The 17,875-nt window shown below is 46.0% G+C and carries 20 protein-coding genes and 1 pseudogene; 6 read left to right on the top strand and 15 right to left on the bottom strand.

Annotated elements, in window-relative coordinates:
• Positions 1-14 precede the first annotated feature (14 nt).
• The 3 genes from ruvC to FBY58_RS01125 all read right to left on the bottom strand — a co-directional run bounded on the left by ruvC (position 15) and on the right by FBY58_RS01125 (position 2,010).
• Positions 15-515 (bottom strand): crossover junction endodeoxyribonuclease RuvC, encoded by a 501-nt coding sequence (gene ruvC, locus FBY58_RS01135; RefSeq protein ID WP_141920579.1) that lies wholly within the window; start codon positions 513-515, stop codon positions 15-17.
• Positions 516-549: 34 nt separating this feature from the next.
• Positions 550-1,299 carry a YebC/PmpR family DNA-binding transcriptional regulator gene (locus FBY58_RS01130; protein ID WP_141919108.1) on the bottom strand — a complete coding sequence of 250 codons (750 nt, stop codon included), beginning with the start codon at positions 1,297-1,299 and terminating at the stop codon, positions 550-552.
• 471 nt (positions 1,300-1,770) lie between these two features.
• Positions 1,771-2,010 carry a DUF2312 domain-containing protein gene (locus tag FBY58_RS01125; protein ID WP_141919107.1) on the bottom strand — a complete coding sequence of 80 codons (240 nt, stop codon included), beginning with the start codon at positions 2,008-2,010 and terminating at the stop codon, positions 1,771-1,773.
• A gap of 322 nt (positions 2,011-2,332) precedes the next feature.
• Between FBY58_RS01125 and pyk the strand changes: the two genes are divergently transcribed.
• The 4 genes from pyk (at position 2,333) to FBY58_RS01105 (ending at position 6,618) form a co-directional block, all read left to right on the top strand.
• Positions 2,333-3,760, top strand: a complete 1,428-nt coding sequence (gene pyk / locus FBY58_RS01120) for a pyruvate kinase (protein ID WP_141919106.1) — start codon at positions 2,333-2,335, stop codon at positions 3,758-3,760.
• A 267-nt stretch (positions 3,761-4,027) separates the two neighbouring features.
• On the top strand, positions 4,028-4,660 hold the full coding sequence (locus FBY58_RS01115; protein WP_141919105.1) for an N-acetyltransferase: 633 nt from the start codon (positions 4,028-4,030) through the stop codon (positions 4,658-4,660).
• Positions 4,661-4,913: 253 nt separating this feature from the next.
• The gene (locus FBY58_RS01110; RefSeq protein ID WP_141919104.1) at positions 4,914-5,609 is read left to right on the top strand and encodes a tRNA (guanosine(46)-N(7))-methyltransferase TrmB; all 696 of its coding nucleotides are present in this window, start codon (positions 4,914-4,916) and stop codon (positions 5,607-5,609) included.
• A 184-nt stretch (positions 5,610-5,793) separates the two neighbouring features.
• Positions 5,794-6,618 carry a DUF2141 domain-containing protein gene (locus tag FBY58_RS01105; protein ID WP_141919103.1) on the top strand — a complete coding sequence of 275 codons (825 nt, stop codon included), beginning with the start codon at positions 5,794-5,796 and terminating at the stop codon, positions 6,616-6,618.
• A gap of 119 nt (positions 6,619-6,737) precedes the next feature.
• Here the strand turns inward: FBY58_RS01105 and FBY58_RS09375 are convergent, their stop codons facing one another.
• The 7 genes from FBY58_RS09375 to FBY58_RS01075 form a co-directional block, all read right to left on the bottom strand.
• Positions 6,738-7,322 (bottom strand): hypothetical protein, encoded by a 585-nt coding sequence (locus FBY58_RS09375; RefSeq protein ID WP_221624817.1) that lies wholly within the window; start codon positions 7,320-7,322, stop codon positions 6,738-6,740.
• The gene (locus FBY58_RS09370) at positions 7,267-7,941 is read right to left on the bottom strand and encodes a DUF3644 domain-containing protein (protein ID WP_221624816.1); all 675 of its coding nucleotides are present in this window, start codon (positions 7,939-7,941) and stop codon (positions 7,267-7,269) included. The genes FBY58_RS09375 and FBY58_RS09370 overlap by 56 nt, the downstream gene beginning before the upstream one ends.
• Before the next feature lie 232 nt (positions 7,942-8,173).
• Positions 8,174-9,832, bottom strand: a complete 1,659-nt coding sequence (locus tag FBY58_RS01095; protein ID WP_185738162.1) for a M20/M25/M40 family metallo-hydrolase — start codon at positions 9,830-9,832, stop codon at positions 8,174-8,176.
• Between the two features lie 36 nt (positions 9,833-9,868).
• The gene (gene nadB, locus FBY58_RS01090) at positions 9,869-11,461 is read right to left on the bottom strand and encodes an L-aspartate oxidase (protein WP_141919102.1); all 1,593 of its coding nucleotides are present in this window, start codon (positions 11,459-11,461) and stop codon (positions 9,869-9,871) included.
• 69 nt (positions 11,462-11,530) lie between these two features.
• Complete coding sequence (locus FBY58_RS01085; RefSeq protein WP_141919101.1) at positions 11,531-12,490, bottom strand: ABC transporter ATP-binding protein; 960 nt, start codon at positions 12,488-12,490, stop codon at positions 11,531-11,533.
• A 30-nt stretch (positions 12,491-12,520) separates the two neighbouring features.
• Complete coding sequence (locus tag FBY58_RS01080) at positions 12,521-13,219, bottom strand: YggS family pyridoxal phosphate-dependent enzyme (protein WP_141919100.1); 699 nt, start codon at positions 13,217-13,219, stop codon at positions 12,521-12,523.
• Positions 13,220-13,590: 371 nt separating this feature from the next.
• Complete coding sequence (locus tag FBY58_RS01075; RefSeq protein WP_141919099.1) at positions 13,591-13,764, bottom strand: superinfection immunity protein; 174 nt, start codon at positions 13,762-13,764, stop codon at positions 13,591-13,593.
• 412 nt (positions 13,765-14,176) lie between these two features.
• Here FBY58_RS01075 and FBY58_RS01070 point away from each other — a divergent pair, with 412 nt between their 5' ends.
• Together FBY58_RS01070 and FBY58_RS01065 are read left to right on the top strand one after the other, a co-directional pair.
• Entirely contained in the window at positions 14,177-14,650 is a 474-nt protein-coding gene (locus FBY58_RS01070; protein ID WP_141919098.1) for a low molecular weight protein-tyrosine-phosphatase, read from the top strand.
• A 62-nt stretch (positions 14,651-14,712) separates the two neighbouring features.
• The gene (locus FBY58_RS01065) at positions 14,713-15,543 is read left to right on the top strand and encodes a fructosamine kinase family protein (protein ID WP_141919097.1); all 831 of its coding nucleotides are present in this window, start codon (positions 14,713-14,715) and stop codon (positions 15,541-15,543) included.
• A 99-nt stretch (positions 15,544-15,642) separates the two neighbouring features.
• Here FBY58_RS01065 and FBY58_RS09435 read toward each other — a convergent pair whose 3' ends face one another.
• From FBY58_RS09435 to FBY58_RS01050, 5 genes and pseudogenes are all read right to left on the bottom strand, one after another.
• Positions 15,643-15,828: a tetratricopeptide repeat protein gene (locus FBY58_RS09435; RefSeq protein ID WP_260432171.1), complete on the bottom strand. Its 186-nt coding sequence runs from the start codon at positions 15,826-15,828 to the stop codon at positions 15,643-15,645.
• A pseudogene (locus FBY58_RS09430) lies at positions 15,802-15,882 on the bottom strand (sel1 repeat family protein); the annotation flags it as partial. The pseudogene FBY58_RS09430 and the gene FBY58_RS09435, both read right to left, overlap by 27 nt.
• A gap of 21 nt (positions 15,883-15,903) precedes the next feature.
• Entirely contained in the window at positions 15,904-16,161 is a 258-nt protein-coding gene (locus tag FBY58_RS09425; protein ID WP_260431999.1) for an SEL1-like repeat protein, read from the bottom strand.
• 140 nt (positions 16,162-16,301) lie between these two features.
• Positions 16,302-17,012: a tetratricopeptide repeat protein gene (locus FBY58_RS01055; protein ID WP_141919096.1), complete on the bottom strand. Its 711-nt coding sequence runs from the start codon at positions 17,010-17,012 to the stop codon at positions 16,302-16,304.
• Positions 17,013-17,234: 222 nt separating this feature from the next.
• The gene (locus FBY58_RS01050; RefSeq protein WP_141919095.1) at positions 17,235-17,849 is read right to left on the bottom strand and encodes a tetratricopeptide repeat protein; all 615 of its coding nucleotides are present in this window, start codon (positions 17,847-17,849) and stop codon (positions 17,235-17,237) included.
• Positions 17,850-17,875 lie beyond the last annotated feature (26 nt).

Genomic DNA, 17,875 nt, shown 5'->3' with positions numbered 1-17,875 from the left:
GGCTCTAAAATATTTCAGGCTATGACTCGACGGGCATAACCATGGGCAGTCGCGTGATGATGGGCATGCGTAATCGCGACAGCCAAAGCATCAGCAGCATCTGGGCCCGTCAGCTTCACACCAGGCAACAAACGGGAAACCATCGCCTGCACCTGTTTTTTATCGGCGCTTCCGGTGCCAACCACCGCTTTTTTTACGACATTCGGGTGATACTCACCCACCGCCAAACCAGCCTCGGCCAAGCTAAACAGCGCAATACCACGCGCCTGCCCCAGCTTTAAGGTCGATTGAGCATTACTATTACCCAAGACCTCTTCAACCGCGGCCATTTCAGGCTGATGGGTGGCGATCACGGCGGCTAAGGCATCATGCAACAAAGCCAGCCGCCGTGCCAAAGCCATAGAAGGATCGGTGCGGATTTGTCCGTTGGCGATATGACTAAGACGATTGCCGTCAACCGTGATAGCTCCCCAGCCGGTCGTTCCCAAACCGGGATCAAGACCCAGAAAAATCATTGGCACCGATCACAACCCTTTTCAGACAGAAAAATCAATCCTGTCCCAGACGTTCCATGACTTCGTCATCGATGTCGTAATTGGCCCAAACCGTCTGGACATCATCATCGTCTTCCAACGCTTCAATCAGTCTCATCAGGGTGCCAGCATTATCTTCATCGACATTGATCACTGTCTGCGGACGCCATGCCAATTTCACGCCTTCCGGTTCACCCAGAATAGCTTCCAGCTTACCTGCGACTTCGTGAAGATCGGCCTGTGCGGTCCAAATTTCATGCTCATCTTCAGAAGAAGTGACGTCTTCGGCACCGGCTTCCAAAGCGGCTTCGAAAATTTTGTCAGGATCGCCGGCCTCGGCCTTATAGGTAATCAAACCCATACGATCGAAACCATGGGTCACGGAACCACTGGTGCCCAAATTACCGCCATTTTTGGAAAGGGCAGTTCTGATATTGGTGGCGGTGCGGTTACGGTTATCGGTCAAGGTTTCGATGATCAAAGAAACGCCACTCGGGCCGAAACCTTCATAACGCAGTTCTTCATAATTATCACCGTCGCCGCCAACAGCTTTAGCAATAGCGCGTTCGATATTGTCTTTCGGCATACCACCAGAACGGGCAGCAGAAACAGCCGCACGCAAGCGCGGATTGGCGTTCGGATCAGGTAAACCGGACTTGGCGGCTACCGTGACTTCACGGGATAATTTCGAAAAAAGGGCAGAACGCTTTTTGTCCTGCGCGCCCTTGCGATACATAATATTTTTAAATTTTGAATGGCCTGCCATGGTTCCATCTGTCTATACGAGATACATGAATATCCCCGTAATCGGGGAATAGGGATACTGGCTTTACATCCGACCTAATCAAAAAATTAGACGAAATAAAGCGGGACATTGGTCAGACCACGCCGGATCCAGCTCTTTATAAAACAATGCCCCGATCTGACTGACGGATCGACAGCCAGAAGATTCCGGTCTCCGTTTCAAGTCACACCGGCCTTCTTTTCCAGACAGAATAACGTCTGAAAAATATCGAAAAGAAGATAAAGTGTGACTTTACGAGCGGGGTAAATAGCAAAATATCATTTCTATGGGAAGAACAGCATCATCAATAGCCGTCATCATAGCCTTAAAACGGGCTGATTGATATCGGCTTGACCTAAATGCTTTCTCGCTAAAACCCGATAGAATTTCTCTAATGCCCTAGTAGAGTATCAAAAAAGAGTAGCCCCGCCTTTTTCGGATAGTAAAAAAGACCTAGTTCAACCCAAGCGCATTCCGATAGGTTTCCAGCAAAGCATCCATTTCATCGCGGGCATCTTTTTCCATTTTCCGCAAACGAATAACCGAACGCATTGTTTTTGCATCAAAGCCTTGGGATTTGGCTTCCAGATAAACATCACGGATATCGTCCGCCATGCCTTTCTTTTCTTCTTCGAGTCGTTCAATCCGTTCGACGAACAGACGGAGCTGATCAGCGGCAACATTTTCTGACATGGTAAAATTCATTCCCCATTGAAAAATAACTAAATATATAATTTTTGCCTGTTTTCCAAAGGAAAAGGCTTCTCAATACAGTTTACCCTATCAAGGCTGTATGAAAAAACTCACGATACAGCAATCTTTAGGCAAGAGGCGGAAAAGAAAACGTTTTTTTTTACTGAAAATAAAGAAAAATATGGATTCTAGGCGAAGAGACGCTTCCCTTTTCCTTCCAATTGTAACAAATTGCCACGCGAAGTTGTGCTTGATCATCTGATGATAGAAGCGCAAATGGCATAAAGTGATTTTAAATCAGCAAAGCGGAAGGAATAGAAGCTTGACTGAAGGACTTTTCCCACGCGGCCGTAAGGTACGTGTTGTTTCCACATTAGGTCCTGCCAGCTCCACGGCAGAACAGATCCGTGATCGTTTCTTGGCAGGTGCGGACGTATTCCGTATCAACATGAGCCACGGTACCCATGACGAAAAGAAAGTCATCGTTGACAACATTCGTGCGCTTGAAAAAGAATTCAATCGCCCGTCCACGATCCTTTTCGATCTTCAGGGTCCGAAACTCCGCGTCGGTGACTTCAAAGAAGGCAAGGTTCAGTTGAAAGAAGGCCAGACCTTCACTTTCGATCAGGACACCGCCCTTGGTGATGAAACCCGCGTTAACCTGCCGCATCCTGAAATCTTCAAGGCATTAGACAAGGGTCACCGTCTCCTTTTGGACGATGGTAAAATCGTTGTTCGTTGCGTCGAATCTTCCCCGACGAAGATCGTTACCCGCGTCGAAGTTCCGGGTCCCCTTTCCGACCATAAAGGTTTCAACGTTCCTGACGTTGTGATCCCGCTGGCCGCTCTGACCCCGAAAGATCGCAAAGATCTCGACTTTGCTCTTCAGGAAAAAGCTGACTGGATTGCTCTTAGCTTTGTGCAGCGCGTCGAAGACGTCATCGAAGCCAAAGAACTCATCAAAGGTCGCGCTCCGCTTCTCGTCAAACTCGAAAAGCCCGCCGCCATTGAAAACCTCGAATCCATCCTTGAAGCTACCGATGCTGTCATGGTTGCTCGTGGTGACCTTGGTGTTGAATGCTTGCCGGAATCCGTTCCGCCGACGCAGAAGCGCATCGTTGAACGCTCCCGTCAGCTGGGCAAGCCGGTTGTCGTTGCAACCGCTATGCTCGAATCCATGATCAAAGCTCCGGCTCCGACCCGCGCTGAAGTCAGTGACGTTGCAAACGCCATTTACGAAGGTGCCGATGGTATCATGCTTTCTGCAGAATCTGCAGCCGGTGACTGGCCGCATGAAGCTGTTAACATGATGCATCGCATTTCTTCTTATGTTGAAAATGCGCCGGGTTACATCGAACGCGTTCGCTTCACCCCGACCCCAGCAGAACCGACCACGGTTGATGCTTTGGCTGAAAATGCCAGCAAAACTGCTGAAACGGTTGGCGCAAAAGCTATCGTCGTCTTCACCGAAACCGGTGTAACGGCACAGCGCGTTTCCCGCACCCGTCCGACGGCTCCGATCCTGTCCTTGACCCCGAACGCAACGGTTGCTCGTCGTTTAGGTCTGGTCTGGGGCGCTCAGCCGATCGAAGTTTCCTCGGTTAAGACCTTGGACGAAGCTAAAAAGCTGGCTGCTGAAACCGCTAAAAAATACGGTTTTGCTAAAGCTGGTGACAAGCTGGTTGTTGTTGCAGGCGAACCTTTCGGTAAAGCTGGCACCACCAACATTGTCGACGTTATCGAAGCTTAATTCGCTTTATAACAACGCAAAAAAGGGGCTGGGGGGATTTTCTCTCCAGCCCTTTTTTTGTCTTTCAACGATAGCCCGATATCTGCCCCCCAAGATTTAGCGCCCAATATAAGCTGCCCCGCCCACGAAGAGACTAAACACCGGTATCTTCCATGTATTCGGTCGTCTGTCTTTTGAAACTGGCCGCAGGCAACAGGCTCAAAATCTCATCAGCTATCCGGCTATTTGTGATCTTTTCCAAATCTTGGCCAATAATGTGGATATACGATGTCTCATTCTACGCCCCGCCCCCCCTTATCCCCGATAAAAGATTTCAAAATTCAGGATGGCGTTCCTTCTGAAAATATGGATTCTGCCTATCTGCTTTTCTGGAAAACCTTCGCCCGAAAATTAAAGATCCCGCTAGGATCACAAGAAAAGGCAATGGACTTTCTCCGCCGCAGCATCTCATCCAGATCTATCGTCAGTGCGACCAGCCGCAGCGGCCAATTACTCGGTGTTGCGACCTATAAAGGCTACAACCCAAATGCGCTCAATGAAGAGCTCAAACATCTTTTTGCCACTTACGGCAAAATAGGCGGCATCTTGCGGGGAATTTTATTAAGCCAACTCGATCATCAGCCTAAAGCAGGACAAATGATGGTAGAAAGTATCTGCGTTGATGAATCCGCTCGCAGTCAAGGCGTTGGCCGTTCACTGCTTGGCTACATCAAAGAACAAGCCCTGCGACAAGGTGTCGAGATGGTCATTCTCGATGTCATCAAGAAAAATGAAAGAGCACATCGCCTTTACGCTCGCTTAGGCTACCGCGATCTGAAACGGCATTCTGTTGGTATATTAGCTCCGATTTTTGGTTTCAAAGACTCCATCCGTATGGGGTTAAGGCTCCAGCCACAATAAATCCGCTATGGCATAACGCATGGGAAATTCTTGATCACCATAATGAAAATGACGGGGAAGAAGAATTTCTCATGCGGCATAAAATACGCTGATCCATATCGGATAAAGCTTTGCCCCTATTTCTTTTTGCGGCCACAACCGGATGCATTCTTTCCATCAAAGAAAAATTTTACTCATCCTTCGCGCAAAATATGGTTTTTTACAAAAAACGCTTTCTCTTCCTTCTTTCTGAAAAATCCGATACGGCGATCTTATGACTGACAGCTCTATTCATGATCCTCTCACTATTCGTAGGCTATATGGCAGACAACAAGGTCACAGCCTGCGCCCCAAACAGGCAGAATTAGTCGAAATGCTGCTGCCACAGCTCGAAATCACAACAGAAGAGCCGGTCTCCGCGACCGATCTTTTCGGCGATAATCGACCGCTGGAATTTGAAATCGGCTTCGGCAAAGGCGAACATCTCGCCGGACAAGCTATGATGCGTCCCGATCATGGCTTTATCGGATGCGAACCCTTTTTGGATGGTGTCGTTGGCCTACTGACGCATATCGACAATAACCAGCTAAAGAATATTCGACTTCATCGTGGCGATGCCTTGGATATTCTGGAACAATTACCCGATGGCAGCTTAGACCGCGCCTATCTTCTGCATCCCGATCCATGGCCAAAAGCCCGCCATGCCAAAAGACGCTTTATGAATCACGGGCCTATCGGACTCATCGCCCGCAAATTGAAAAAGGGAGGCGAATTCCGTTTTGGAACCGATCATCCTATTTATTGCAGCTGGGCTATGATGATTATGGGACAACGCCCCGATTTTGAATGGCTGGCTGAAACGCCTCGCGACTTTTTACAGCGTCCACAAGATTGGCCACAGACCCGTTATGAAAAGAAAGCCCGCGAGAAAGGCCATGAAGTATGGTATTTTCGTTACCGGAGATTATGACAAACTAATTCCTGAAGATGTTCTTAAAATTTTTGAATATAAAATGAGTGTTTTTGGTGACATGGGATAATAGCTTGTTGAAACTCAATGTTCTTTCCCTTGTCATTTCAGCATAGATATGCTTGTCACTAAAGTATAAAATAGAAATATTGCTTTCCCAGAAGCGGTAAGAGAGGAAAAATACGTGTTGGAATTCTTGGCCTTGCTGGCTGCCCAGCCTGTTGTGGATGGCAGGATCAGCACACAACAAAAAGAAGCATCGGCGGTCACCCAGATTCTTTCTTCTTCTTCCGTTTCTGACACAGCAACCGACAGCAACCCGAAACCTATCATGGATTCCGCTAATCCGGATTCATCCCCTTTCAGCGCAGTCGCCACAGCTCCTACTAAAACAGCAACGGCGCTGCCCTCGACGGTTAACACTGCAAAAACCACGCAAAAAAACAGCTACCAGCATATGGTAGAAGTGGACTCGACCAAAGGCCTCGTGTCTTTCATGGCTAATGATCAGGGCATCATTGCCAATGCCCCTTCAGAAGAAGAGGTGATGTGCCGCCCGAACGAAAAAGGCCCCGCCTTGGTCGTTCAGGCTGTCGGCTTAAAAGACCGCAAAGGCTTGCTGAGAATCGATCTTTATCCCCCGACGGAAGATGACTTCATGGCCGATGAAGAGGAATTATCCGCCCAGAATAAAATCTTCCGGCGGCAAGAAATGGTTATCCCGAAAAGCGGCCCCATAAAAATCTGCGTTCGGGTTCCAAAAACAGGTGTATATGCCGTTATCCTGACACATGACCGCGATGCCAATCATCGGGTCACGGTATCAGACGACGGGGTTGGCATCCCGATTAACCCGCCTCATTTGATGCATGAGCCTCGGGTGCAAGAATCCTTGGTCACCATCGGTGCCGGTGTTACCACCATACCTGTTCGTTTTAATTATCGCCGTGGACTGCTTTCTTTTGCTCCACTGCAAAGGAAAGACACCATCGACTTCAAAGGCATCTAAGAAACCACGGATAGCGATGCATTTATCGCCCTATTCCCGATCGCTTTTAATAAAATGGCCTGACATTTGTCAGGCCATTTTCAACAAAGACATGCTTGAGTAGAATAAAAATTTATTTTCTATTTTATTTTTGGAAATTTATACAGCTTTAATTTAGAAAACTCTTCATCATTTTTTACTATATTTTTAAGATACTCTATCCAGCTATCCGAATATGTATAACTATTGTATACGGGGTGATATATACAATACTCTTTATTCGTATTTTCTGGCTGGCTTCCTCCTGATGCAGGTCGGACATTAAAAAATTTCCACGCTTGCGTATGGTTATGAGTAGTAAATTTTTTGCCCGTATCGTTTTTGACTTTATTTACAACATCACCAGCTTTATGCGGATAGAGTGAATCTGATAACTGATGTCGTACCAATACGTTATGGATTTCTTTGCCTTGTGTAGAATCTGGATTTACGAACTGAAAATGTGCTCGTGATTTTGATACAGCATCAAGAGTATAAACAACACGAAATTGGTAATCAAGATCCGCGATTTGCTCCTCAGTCATATCTTCATGTAAGCGTGCATCAATCGCATCTATATGCTCAGGAATTTCGTAACGATTAAGCGTTGTTGTTTGAGAGAAATCAAGCTTAGAAAATTGGAGTGCGAAGGATAGTTCGCGTGCAAGAGTTAATTTTTTTTCCAAAAAGTTGGCACAATACCCTATCGAAATTTAAACAACATGCTTGGAATAAGCCAAGCCATTTAAAATCTGCTCGACCAAGTAATTTATGCTCAACTTCATCTCGTAATTTTTTTAGAGAACGAAGATTGTTTTTTACGCCATCATTAAAAGGACAATCATTTCGTTCTATTGCCTTACTTAGTAATAAGGTTCGTCCATCGCAACCTACAATATTAACATCATTTTGTTCATAAAATTCATGGATCAAATAAGTCCATGCAACATTTGCTAGCATAGTAAAAACTTCAGATTTAAAACACGTTGTAGGGTTATTAAAAACCTGAACAGCCAAGATCATTGCTTCTCGGGCACGTATCAATCGCTCATTAACAAAAGGGTTTAAGCCTGTTTTTTCATCAAAAGAATGTTGTTTAACTTCAAAAAAATGCACTTCATCTTTGGTTGCGGCAACAATACTATCGTCTTTTTTAACCTCAGTAATACGTGCTCCATTAATAGTATACTTACGCCCAATATTGACTAAAGCTTGTATGTCTTGATTACGCCACCCCTGAGAAAGCAGGGCTTTAATGATACGCTTTTCGTCATGTTTTAACGACCCTTTTCTATTCTTTGCCATACCAACTTTTCCCAAAGGTTTTTTGTTATTGGATGACAAATATTAAAAATATTTATTTAAAAAATAATTACAAAAAAACCAAAATTATTCAAATTCAATTTTAAGCCTAATTTATAGGCTTAATTATTATTAAGCATATGATTTAAAAAAGTAACTAAATCGTCATTTACAAAAAAAGGTCTACTGTGATTACAATAGACCTTTTTAGAATTTTCATAAAAATAAAAAGCGATTATTTGGGTGCTCGCTTCGTCTTGAATTCGGAATTGGGCAACCATTGCGGCCAACGGCCAGAGAAAGCCAAATCTTCACCCATCAGATAAAGTAGCTTCACATCTTGTGCAGCGCCCTGAAAATTGGCATTTTCTGTCCAACGGTCACAAGTCTGATGATAGCATTTCATGTAACCAGACAGCCATTTTTCACCAGCAGCCTCGCCTCCATCTTGAAGGTCATAGGCACCAGCCATGCCCATCATCAACAAAACAGGCACGCCTTTTCTGGCAAAGGGCAAGTGATCCGCTCGGAAGAAGAGACCACGCTCAGGCAGCAATTCCGGTTTCACAACCCGATCTTCGCCTTTGGCGACTTTGGCAAGATCATTTTCAAGCGTATTTTGTCCGGCACCAATCAACAATACGTCATTTGATCGGCCAGCTGTTTGCAAAACATCAATGGTAAAATTGGCGACCGTTTTATCCAATGGATATAAAGGATGCTCGGCATAATAGCTGGAACCCAATATGCCGCGCTCTTCTGCTGTCCATGATGCAAATAACAAAGAACGATCAGGCTGATGCTGATCCGATTTGAATAAGCGCGCCAATTCTAAAACAGCGGCGACACCCACTCCATCATCAATCGCACCCGGACGAATGGTGCGGCCTTCACTATCGGGTGCGCCGATACCATAGGCATCCCAATGCGCCCCAAACATGATGGTTTCATCAGGCCGCTTCGCGCCTTTTATCCGGCCAAGGACGTTATAGCTGGTAATATTCTGATAGGTTAAAGGCAGGCTCGCCGAAAAACCACTATTTTTCAAAGTAACGGGACGGAAGGATTTCTGCCGTGCCTGTTTTTTAAGATTTTCGAAATTCAAACCCGACTTTGCAAATATTGTCTCTGCCGCCGATTGCGATAACCACCCCTGCAAAGCCACAGGCTTATCCGTTTCACCACGAATAATGTCATAGCCTTCACCGGCCGGTGCCGTTACCGTATTCCATCCATAACCCGCCCCTTGGGTATCATGGACGATCAAGGCAGCAACCGCGCCTCGTCTAGCCGCTTCTTCGAATTTATAGGTCCAACGGCCATAATAGGTCATGGCGCGACCGCCAAATTTCCCGAAAGCATCATCGCCGGACACGGCCGCAAAATCAGGGTCATTGATCAAAAAGACAGCAATTTTGCCTTTCAGATCAACATTTTTGAAATCGTCCCAACCTCGTTCAGGGGCAGAAACACCATAACCAACAAAAACTACAGGCGCGTTGTTCAAGATAATTTTATCAACAGGCCGCAAACTGGTCAGATAAATATCTTTATCCAACTCTAATGGCATTACGCCCTGTCGGGTCGCTATCTCCAAATGTTCCGGCTTACCCAATCGGGTATGCACCAACGGAACGGCCTGCGTCCAACCACCATTATCGCCTGCGGGCTCCAGTCCCAAAGACTGATATTGCTGTATCAGCCAATCGATTGTCTTTTTCTCACCCTGACTACCTGGTGCCCGTCCTTCAAACACATCGGAAGAAATGGTTTTAACTGTCTTGGATAGGTTGCTGGCTTCGACGGGCCATGGGTCTCCAATTACAGGCGGTAAGACCGCCATCGCTGGAACCGCCGCTGTCATTGCCAAAAGCCCGATTATCGTCCGCTTCATATTCCCCCCATTAAAAAAGTGACGTTTTAATATGACCTAGGGCGTCAACACCGTATCAACGGCCACAGGCAAAGTATCCGGATAGTCGAGATTGAAATGCAATCCGCGGCTTTCTTTTCGGCTCATGGCACAACGCACAACCAAACCCGCGACATCAATCAAATTGCGAAGCTCGATCAATTCAGGCGAAACATGGAAATTGCCATAATATTCAGCAATTTCATGGGTCAAATTATCCAAACGATGGCGTGCGCGCATCAAACGCTTGTTGGAACGAACAATACCGACATAGTCCCACATAGCGCGCCGGATTTCATGCCAGTTATGCTGAACCACGATTTCTTCATCGGAATTAGTAACCCGACTGTTATCCCACGGACGAACCGCCGGAGGTTCAGCCAAATCGTCCCAATTTTCATGTATATGACGAGCCGCCGCCTCACCAAAGACCAGACATTCCAATAAAGAGTTACTGGCCAAACGGTTGGCACCATGCAAACCTGATTGCGCAACCTCACCAATCGCATAGAGACCGGGTAAATCGGCACGACCATTCAGATCGGTCAAAACACCACCGCAAGTATAATGCATCGCTGGCACAACCGGAATCGGCTGGGTCGTGATATCAATACCCTGCTCTAACAAATGGGCGCGAATGGTCGGGAAATGCTGCTCAATGAATTCTGCCGGACGATGGCTGATATCCAAATAGACATAATCCAGACCCAAACGTTTGATTTCATGATCAATCGCACGCGCCACAATATCACGGGGTGCTAATTCGTTGCGGTCGTCAAAATCCGGCATAAACCGATGACCATCGGTCGGGATTTTCAGTTGACCACCCTCACCGCGCATCGCCTCGGTAATCAGGAAATGGGTGCCTTCCGGATTATAAAGGGCGGTTGGGTGGAACTGATTGAATTCCAGATTGGAAACCCGCGCCCCCGCACGCCATGCCATCGCAATACCGTCACCGGTCGCACCCTTAGGGGCTGTCGAATGCTGGTAAATCTGTCCTGCGCCACCGGTTGCCAAAATCGTGGCACGGCCTAGAAAACGCTGAACTTTTCCATTCCATGAATTATAGGCATAAACCCCATGGATCGCACGGCTATCCGAAGGGTCCTGGCAATGCCGACCGGAGATCAGGTCAATCGCCGCCATATCAGGAATTAAACGAATACGCGGATGGGCATGCGCTGCTTTTTGCAAAGCCTTCTGAACAGATAGACCGGTCGCATCATCAACATGGACAATACGACGATGACTATGTCCACCCTCACGGGTCAAATGCCATCTTTCGCCGAACTGGTTGCCGGGATTGAAAGGCACACCGATTTCAGCCAAATGCTCGATTGCTTCCGGTGCATGTTCAACCACATATTCAACGGTCGAACGACGATTTAATCCAGCACCCGCGGTAAAGGTATCTTTGATATGGTTTTCAAAATTGTCACCGGCATCCAACACCGCAGCAATGCCGCCTTGTGCCTTCGCGGTCGATCCATCTGAAATAGATCCTTTTGCCAGAACAGCCACATCAAAACGGTCAGCCAAATGCAAAGCTGCGGTTAATCCAGCAGCCCCCGAGCCGACGATAACGACATCAAAAATCTTGTCACTCATAAGGTCAAAAGACCTCCATTACTGATACCGGCTTTTATTCAAACCCGTAGAAAGGTTTAACGCCACCGGTTATGTTAACGATGCTTCTGGCTTGCCCTTGGTCAGGCTCAAAAAGACATCTTCCAGATCAGCTTCATGTGTCGACACATCGACAATGGCTAATCCGGCCTGTTCAATAACCGTCAATATATCACCGGCCGTGATCTTCTTCTTATCGTAACGGATATGCAAGCGGTTCGGATCAACCATTTCGGCAGAAACCTCATGGTTGTAATGGGTCAACCAAGAGGCAACCTCTGCGGGCAAGGCATCGACAGGCTGCCGTAAAACGACATCCATGCTTTTGTCCCCTGCCATATCCAACAAAGCGCGGGTCGGCTGATCGGTTACCAAATGGCCATGATTGATAATCGCAATCCGGTCACATAATTGTTCGGCCTCTTCCAAATAATGGGTGGTCAGAACAATCGTCACCCCTTGGTCATTCAACTTTTTGACATAAGACCAAAGCTGTTGCCGCAATTCGATATCAACCCCGGCTGTCGGCTCATCCAAAACCAGAACTGGCGGCGAAGCGACCATCGCTTTTGCAACTAACAACCGGCGTTTCATTCCCCCCGATAAAGAACGGGCATGGGAAAAAGCCTTGTCGGCCAGATGCACCGCCTCCAACAACTCCATCGTCCGCCGCTGTTTTTTGGGAATACCGAAAAGACCGGCATAAACTTCCAAAGTTTCAAACGGCGTAAAGAAAGGATCGAAGAAGATTTCCTGCGGCACAATCCCGATCGACGCACGGGCATTCAACGGGTCGTGATCAATATCAAATCCCCAAATTGAAACCCGTCCGACCGTTTTTTTGACAAGTCCGGCTAAAACATTGATCGTCGTTGATTTTCCGGCACCGTTAGGGCCCAATAACCCATAGATAGATCCGCGAGGTATCTTCAGATTGAGATCGGTAACGGCTTGTTTGCCTCCGTCATAGACTTTGGACAATCCCTCGATCAAAATAGCCGCTTCACTCATTGCCCCCGCCTTTCTACGACAGAAAAATAATTATTCCCGATGACCAAACAACGCCGTTCCGACACGGATATGGGTCGCGCCAAGGGCAATCGCTTTTTCATAATCTGAAGACATACCAATCGAAACCGCAGGCAAGCCCAGATCATGTGCCATTTTAACGGTCAGGGCAAAATAAGGCGCAGGCTCAACTTCGAGAGGAGGCACAGACATTAAACCGATAACAGGCAATCCTGCATCGCGGCATTGCTGCAAAATGGCTTTGGTATCGGCAATGTCGCAACCACCCTTTTGGTCTTCTTCGCCAATATTAACCTGAATGAAGCATTCCGGTTTCTTATCCAAAGAATCCATGGCACGCCCCAAGGCCTCAATCAAAGAAGGCCGATCAACCGAATGGATCGCATCGAATAATTCAACCGCTGTTTTGGCTTTATTCGATTGAAGCTGCCCCACGCAATGCAGGCGAATATCGGGATTTGCCTTGATCAAGGGCGGCCATTTACCCAAGGCCTCCTGAACGCGGTTTTCACCGAAAACACGCTGTCCTTCAGCAATCAGGGGAAGCGCTGCTTCAGCCGGATGTAATTTGGAAATCGCGATCAGCTCAATATCGTCAGGATTTCTTCCAGCGGTTTTTGCCGCTTTTGTGATTTTAGCCCGCACGAGCTTGAGAGGCGATAGATTTTCGTTTTGTGAAGTCACATTTGTCATGGAAGAAGATGCTATCATTTTTTTCTGATTTTCAACAGATTTTCCTGATATTTCAGAACAAAGCCTAAAAAGACAGAAAAGCCACTAAAAATACTATAACATCAGACTATTCTTCGGTGAAAACCTAAAAAATACGATAAAGAAGAGAGCGAAACCAAAATTTTATTATCACCGCACCTGCATAGCCGATGCCCAATATCATAATCGCTTTTTCAGCAAGCTGCGACTAACGGTCAACCGTTATGTTTGGCGCTCCCAAAAGCGGCAAATCCGCCAGCATCTTTTTGAGAGCGATGGCATCCCAAGGAAAGCATGCGACAACCCCAAACGCACGCTATTACGCTTTTCCTTCTTTAAACCATCATCACGGCCTTCACCCAAGAAACTCTTTAATCTTGAGCAGTAAATGACCATACCAATGCCGCAACCCATCCTAAAAATGTCCAACCTAAAAATAAGTTAAGAAGAAAGATCGACATCGTGTTCTTATGATTGCGAGAGTTGGCAACCAATGTAGGAATAAAATATATTGCAAGTAATATTATAATAAAAATTGCGGCCATCACAAAAGCCCTTACTCATTACAATCAACAAAAGCAGAACGTCACGCAACCTAGACTATATGCTCTCGCTTAATAAGATTACAAACTCGTTAATAGCCAGATATTTTACTTGGACATCACTGTTTTTTTGAGACGTCTTGATAACAGGATAACTATTTTAGGCAGTCATAATACACACTAGAACAAACCAATAGGGACGATAATTTCTTCTAACTGGGCATATAAAGAGCCGCTAGAACAAGCATATACAGCGCCAAGCTATCGCCCGTAACATATTTACAGCCTTCTTAATTCAGGCATGATACATTTTAATCAGGCTCATAAAAATAACATAACGATGGATCTATCCGTTTCATAATTTAACACGACCAGATACAGAAGAAATCCTTTCGTTTCAGGAGAATAAAACCCGATGACCCCGACCGTGCTTTTTGTTTGCCTCGGCAATATCTGCCGCTCTCCTTTAGCTGAAGGTGCCTTCCGTGATCTCGCCGACCAAGAAGGTTTCAATGTCAAAACGGATTCTGCCGGAACCGGCGATTGGCATATTGGCCGCGCGCCGGATAAACGCGCCCAAGTCGCCGCCCGCAATCACGGTCTCGATATCAGCGATCTAAAAGCGCGACAGGTCACACGGGAAGATTTTCACCTCTTCGATTATGTGATCGCGATGGACGGTAAAAACATCGCCAATCTAAAAAGACTGCAACCGAAAGGCAGCAAGGCCAAACTCAATCTGCTTCTGGACTATGTCGCGGGCAAAGAAGGCCAATCAGTCGCAGACCCCTTTCGTGGGAATGCCAGTGATTTTGAAAAAACATGGCAAGATGTCTCTACCGGCGCAAAAGCCTTGCTTGATTACCTAAAAAGCCGGAATAAAGCTTAAAGCGAAACAGATAACCGAAAAATCTTTGATCTATTTAAAATAGCTGTTGTGAAGGTAATCTCATGAATGACCGTTCTTCCATCTCCGTTGCCGATGAGGCAGCCCTTCTGATTGGAAAACCCTTGGTCAGAGAAGAACGGTTACATGGCGGGGATTTATCCCAAGTTACCCGCCTATGGCTAGAAGATGGCAGCCATGCTGTCGCCAAAAACAGCCCCTTCCCTCAGATAGAAGCCGATATGCTGGCGGCTATCAGCCAAAGCGGCGCTCCCGCCCCACAGGTCTTTGCCACCGACGAAAATCTGCTGGTCATAGAATGGCTACGTAACCGTGATGTGCTGCATCACGCATGGGATGACCTTGGCAAGGTTTTGGCCTTGCTCCATACGACCGAAGGTGCCCTTTACGGCTGGCAAAAAGATTACGGGATCGGCGGCATCCCGATGGTGAATAAATGGATGCGGAGCTGGCCTGATTTCTGGGGTGAATATCGCCTCCGCCCGCATCTTCCGCATATATCCCCCGATCTGGTTGATCGCTTGGAAGAGCTGATCGAAGATTTACCGCAACGCCTGCCCATGACGCCCAGAGCCGCCTTGCTCCATGGTGATTTGTGGGATGGTAATATCTTGGTGGATGATGGCCGTATTTCAGGTCTGATTGACCCCTGCTGCTATTACGGCGATGCCGAAGTCGATATTGCAATGATCAATCTTTTCGATCGGGCAAGCGGCTCTTTTTACGAAGCCTATGAAACCTATCATGCCCTCACCCCGGGCTATAAGGAAAGGCTGAATATCTATAAATTATGGCCAGCTCTGATCCATCTAAGGTTATTCGGTGACGGCTATCGCCCTTTGGTTACCCATCTTTTAAAGGCGGTCGGGGTCTAACGGGCGAGATCACCTCACCCCCAAATTTCAATCAACAGATAAAACGCACCTAATCCCGATAATGAAGACGAAATAATGGAGCGAATCCGCTGGTAAAAACTAACGAAACATTATTGGCAATGCTTTTTGTGCGTCGGTATTACCTTTATCTGCCGCCTGCTGAATCCAGAATCTCGCTACTCTTTCATCTTTTAGCACGCCTTGACCAAGGTAATACGCAAAACCTAGCTTTAATTGAGCATCCGCATTACCTTGATCCGCAGATTTCTGATACCAGAATACCATTTTCCCATAATTTTGGGAAACACCGGCACCATAAGCATAGGCATTCCCTAAATTATTTTGAGCAAAAGCATACCCTTAATCAGCCGCTTTCTGATACCAAAACGCCGCCATCTTATAATCCTGAGGGACATTCTGACCTAAGGAATAAAACGCAGCTAACCTTAGCTGAGCCTTGGCATCATCTGCCTCGGCAGCCTTCTGGATTTCAACTATAGAATTATCACTGGATACCTGCTCTATCTGACTTGTCTGCGTTTCCTCTGCCGCTTGAACAGGATTAACAACCAAAGGCCAAAATGCTGCTGCCCATAATATTCTTTTCGTGAAAACCACATAATTATAAAAAGATCGAACAACTAATTTACGGCAGAAATGATAATATTTATCTAAAATGTTTAGACGGCAGAAAAATAACCATTAAACAATGCCCAAAAAACTCTACCAACCACTATAAATATTTGAATATCCGCGCTTCAGATAATTCCTTGTCGAAGGGCACTTTTTGCCTGGACATCCCCGTTATTGGCAGCCTGCTGAATCCAGAATAATGCTTTTTCTCGATTTTCTGGCACACCCAAACCTTTGCCATAGCAAAGACCTAAATTATATTGAGCAAAGTGATTGCCCTGATCGGCAGCCTTTTTATACCAATAAACGGCTCTCTCATAATCCTGTGGCACCCCAGCCCCATTATAACAGGCAACACCAAAATTGAATTGAGATCTCGGTTCACCTTGTTCGGCCGCTTTCAAATACCAAAAAGCTGACTTTTCATCACTTTGCGGCACACCCGCACCATTGTTATAAAAAACGCCTAAATTACACTGAGCCATAATATTGCCTTGCTCTGCTGCTTTTTTAAGCCAGAAGGCAGCTTTTTCATAATTTTGCGGCACAATTTCACCGCTTTGATAAGCCGCACCCAAAATAAACTGAGCATCAGCATAGCCTTGCTCAGCCGATTGTTCCCACAAAGATAGGGCTTTTTTATAATCCTGTCGAACTTCAGAACCTGTATAATGGGCAAGGCCTAAATTATATTGCGCTTCAGCATCATTGGCTTCAGCCGCATTCTGCACTTCAGAAACAGAATGGTATGTAAATATATCTGGTTTTTTCTGCTTCTTTTGTCCAAAAAACATCGCCAATAAAAGCGTTGCAACGAAAGAAATAATAATGATCATGATAACCGCACAAATTGTAAAAATTACTTAAAAAATATTATATTCTATCTATAATAACAATTATATTTAAAAATTATTTTTATTTCATAAATCAATTATCTTAACACAACTCGAAATTATCTTTTTTGTAGATCTTATCTCAGAACATAATGTAATTTACACAATAAAAAGACTGGGCAGAACAAAACACGCCCAGTCCAAGACATCTTAAAACCCTAAGCTCTAATGCTGATCATTCAATGCTTTCAGCATTTTTTGTGCGTCGGTATTTCCGTTATCAGCCGCCTTCTGATACCAATAAGCAGCCTTCTTTTTGTCTTTTGCTGCGCCTTGACCATTGGCATAGGCCGTTCCCAGCACCATTTGTGCCATGACAGCGCCTTGATTAGCAGCCTGCTCCATCCAAAAAATAAAACGCTCATCACTCTTCGGCACAGCTTGGCCAGTATGATAAGCAATAGCTACGTTAAATTGCGCTTTGGCTTCACCTTGCTCTGCCGCCTTCTGCCACCAAAAAATAGCCTGCTCATTACTTTTCGGGAGACCATCACCATTGTGATAAAAATTACCTAAATGGAATTGAGCAGGTGCATAGCCTTTCTTTGCAGCCTTTTGATACCAAAAAGCGGCCTTTTCATCGCTTTGTGGAACGCCTTGACCAAAACTGTAAGCCTCCCCCAAGGCAGATTGCGCCTTAACATCTCCAGCTTCTGCTTTTTTCTGCAATGCGGCTATCGAAGGGCGATTGGATCCTTCGGCAACCTGTCCTACTGCCACAGCATAAAAAGGATGAGCGATGAAAGATAAAGACACTGCTGCGAATAATACTCTTTTCATGATCACCGTATAATTTATAAAAAAAA

The sequence above is a fragment of the Zymomonas mobilis genome, from assembly GCF_006715975.1.
Classification (GTDB): domain Bacteria; phylum Pseudomonadota; class Alphaproteobacteria; order Sphingomonadales; family Sphingomonadaceae; genus Zymomonas; species Zymomonas mobilis_B.
The sequence above is the reverse complement of the archived record's forward strand: the minus strand, read 5'-3'. Positions and strand labels throughout refer to the sequence as shown.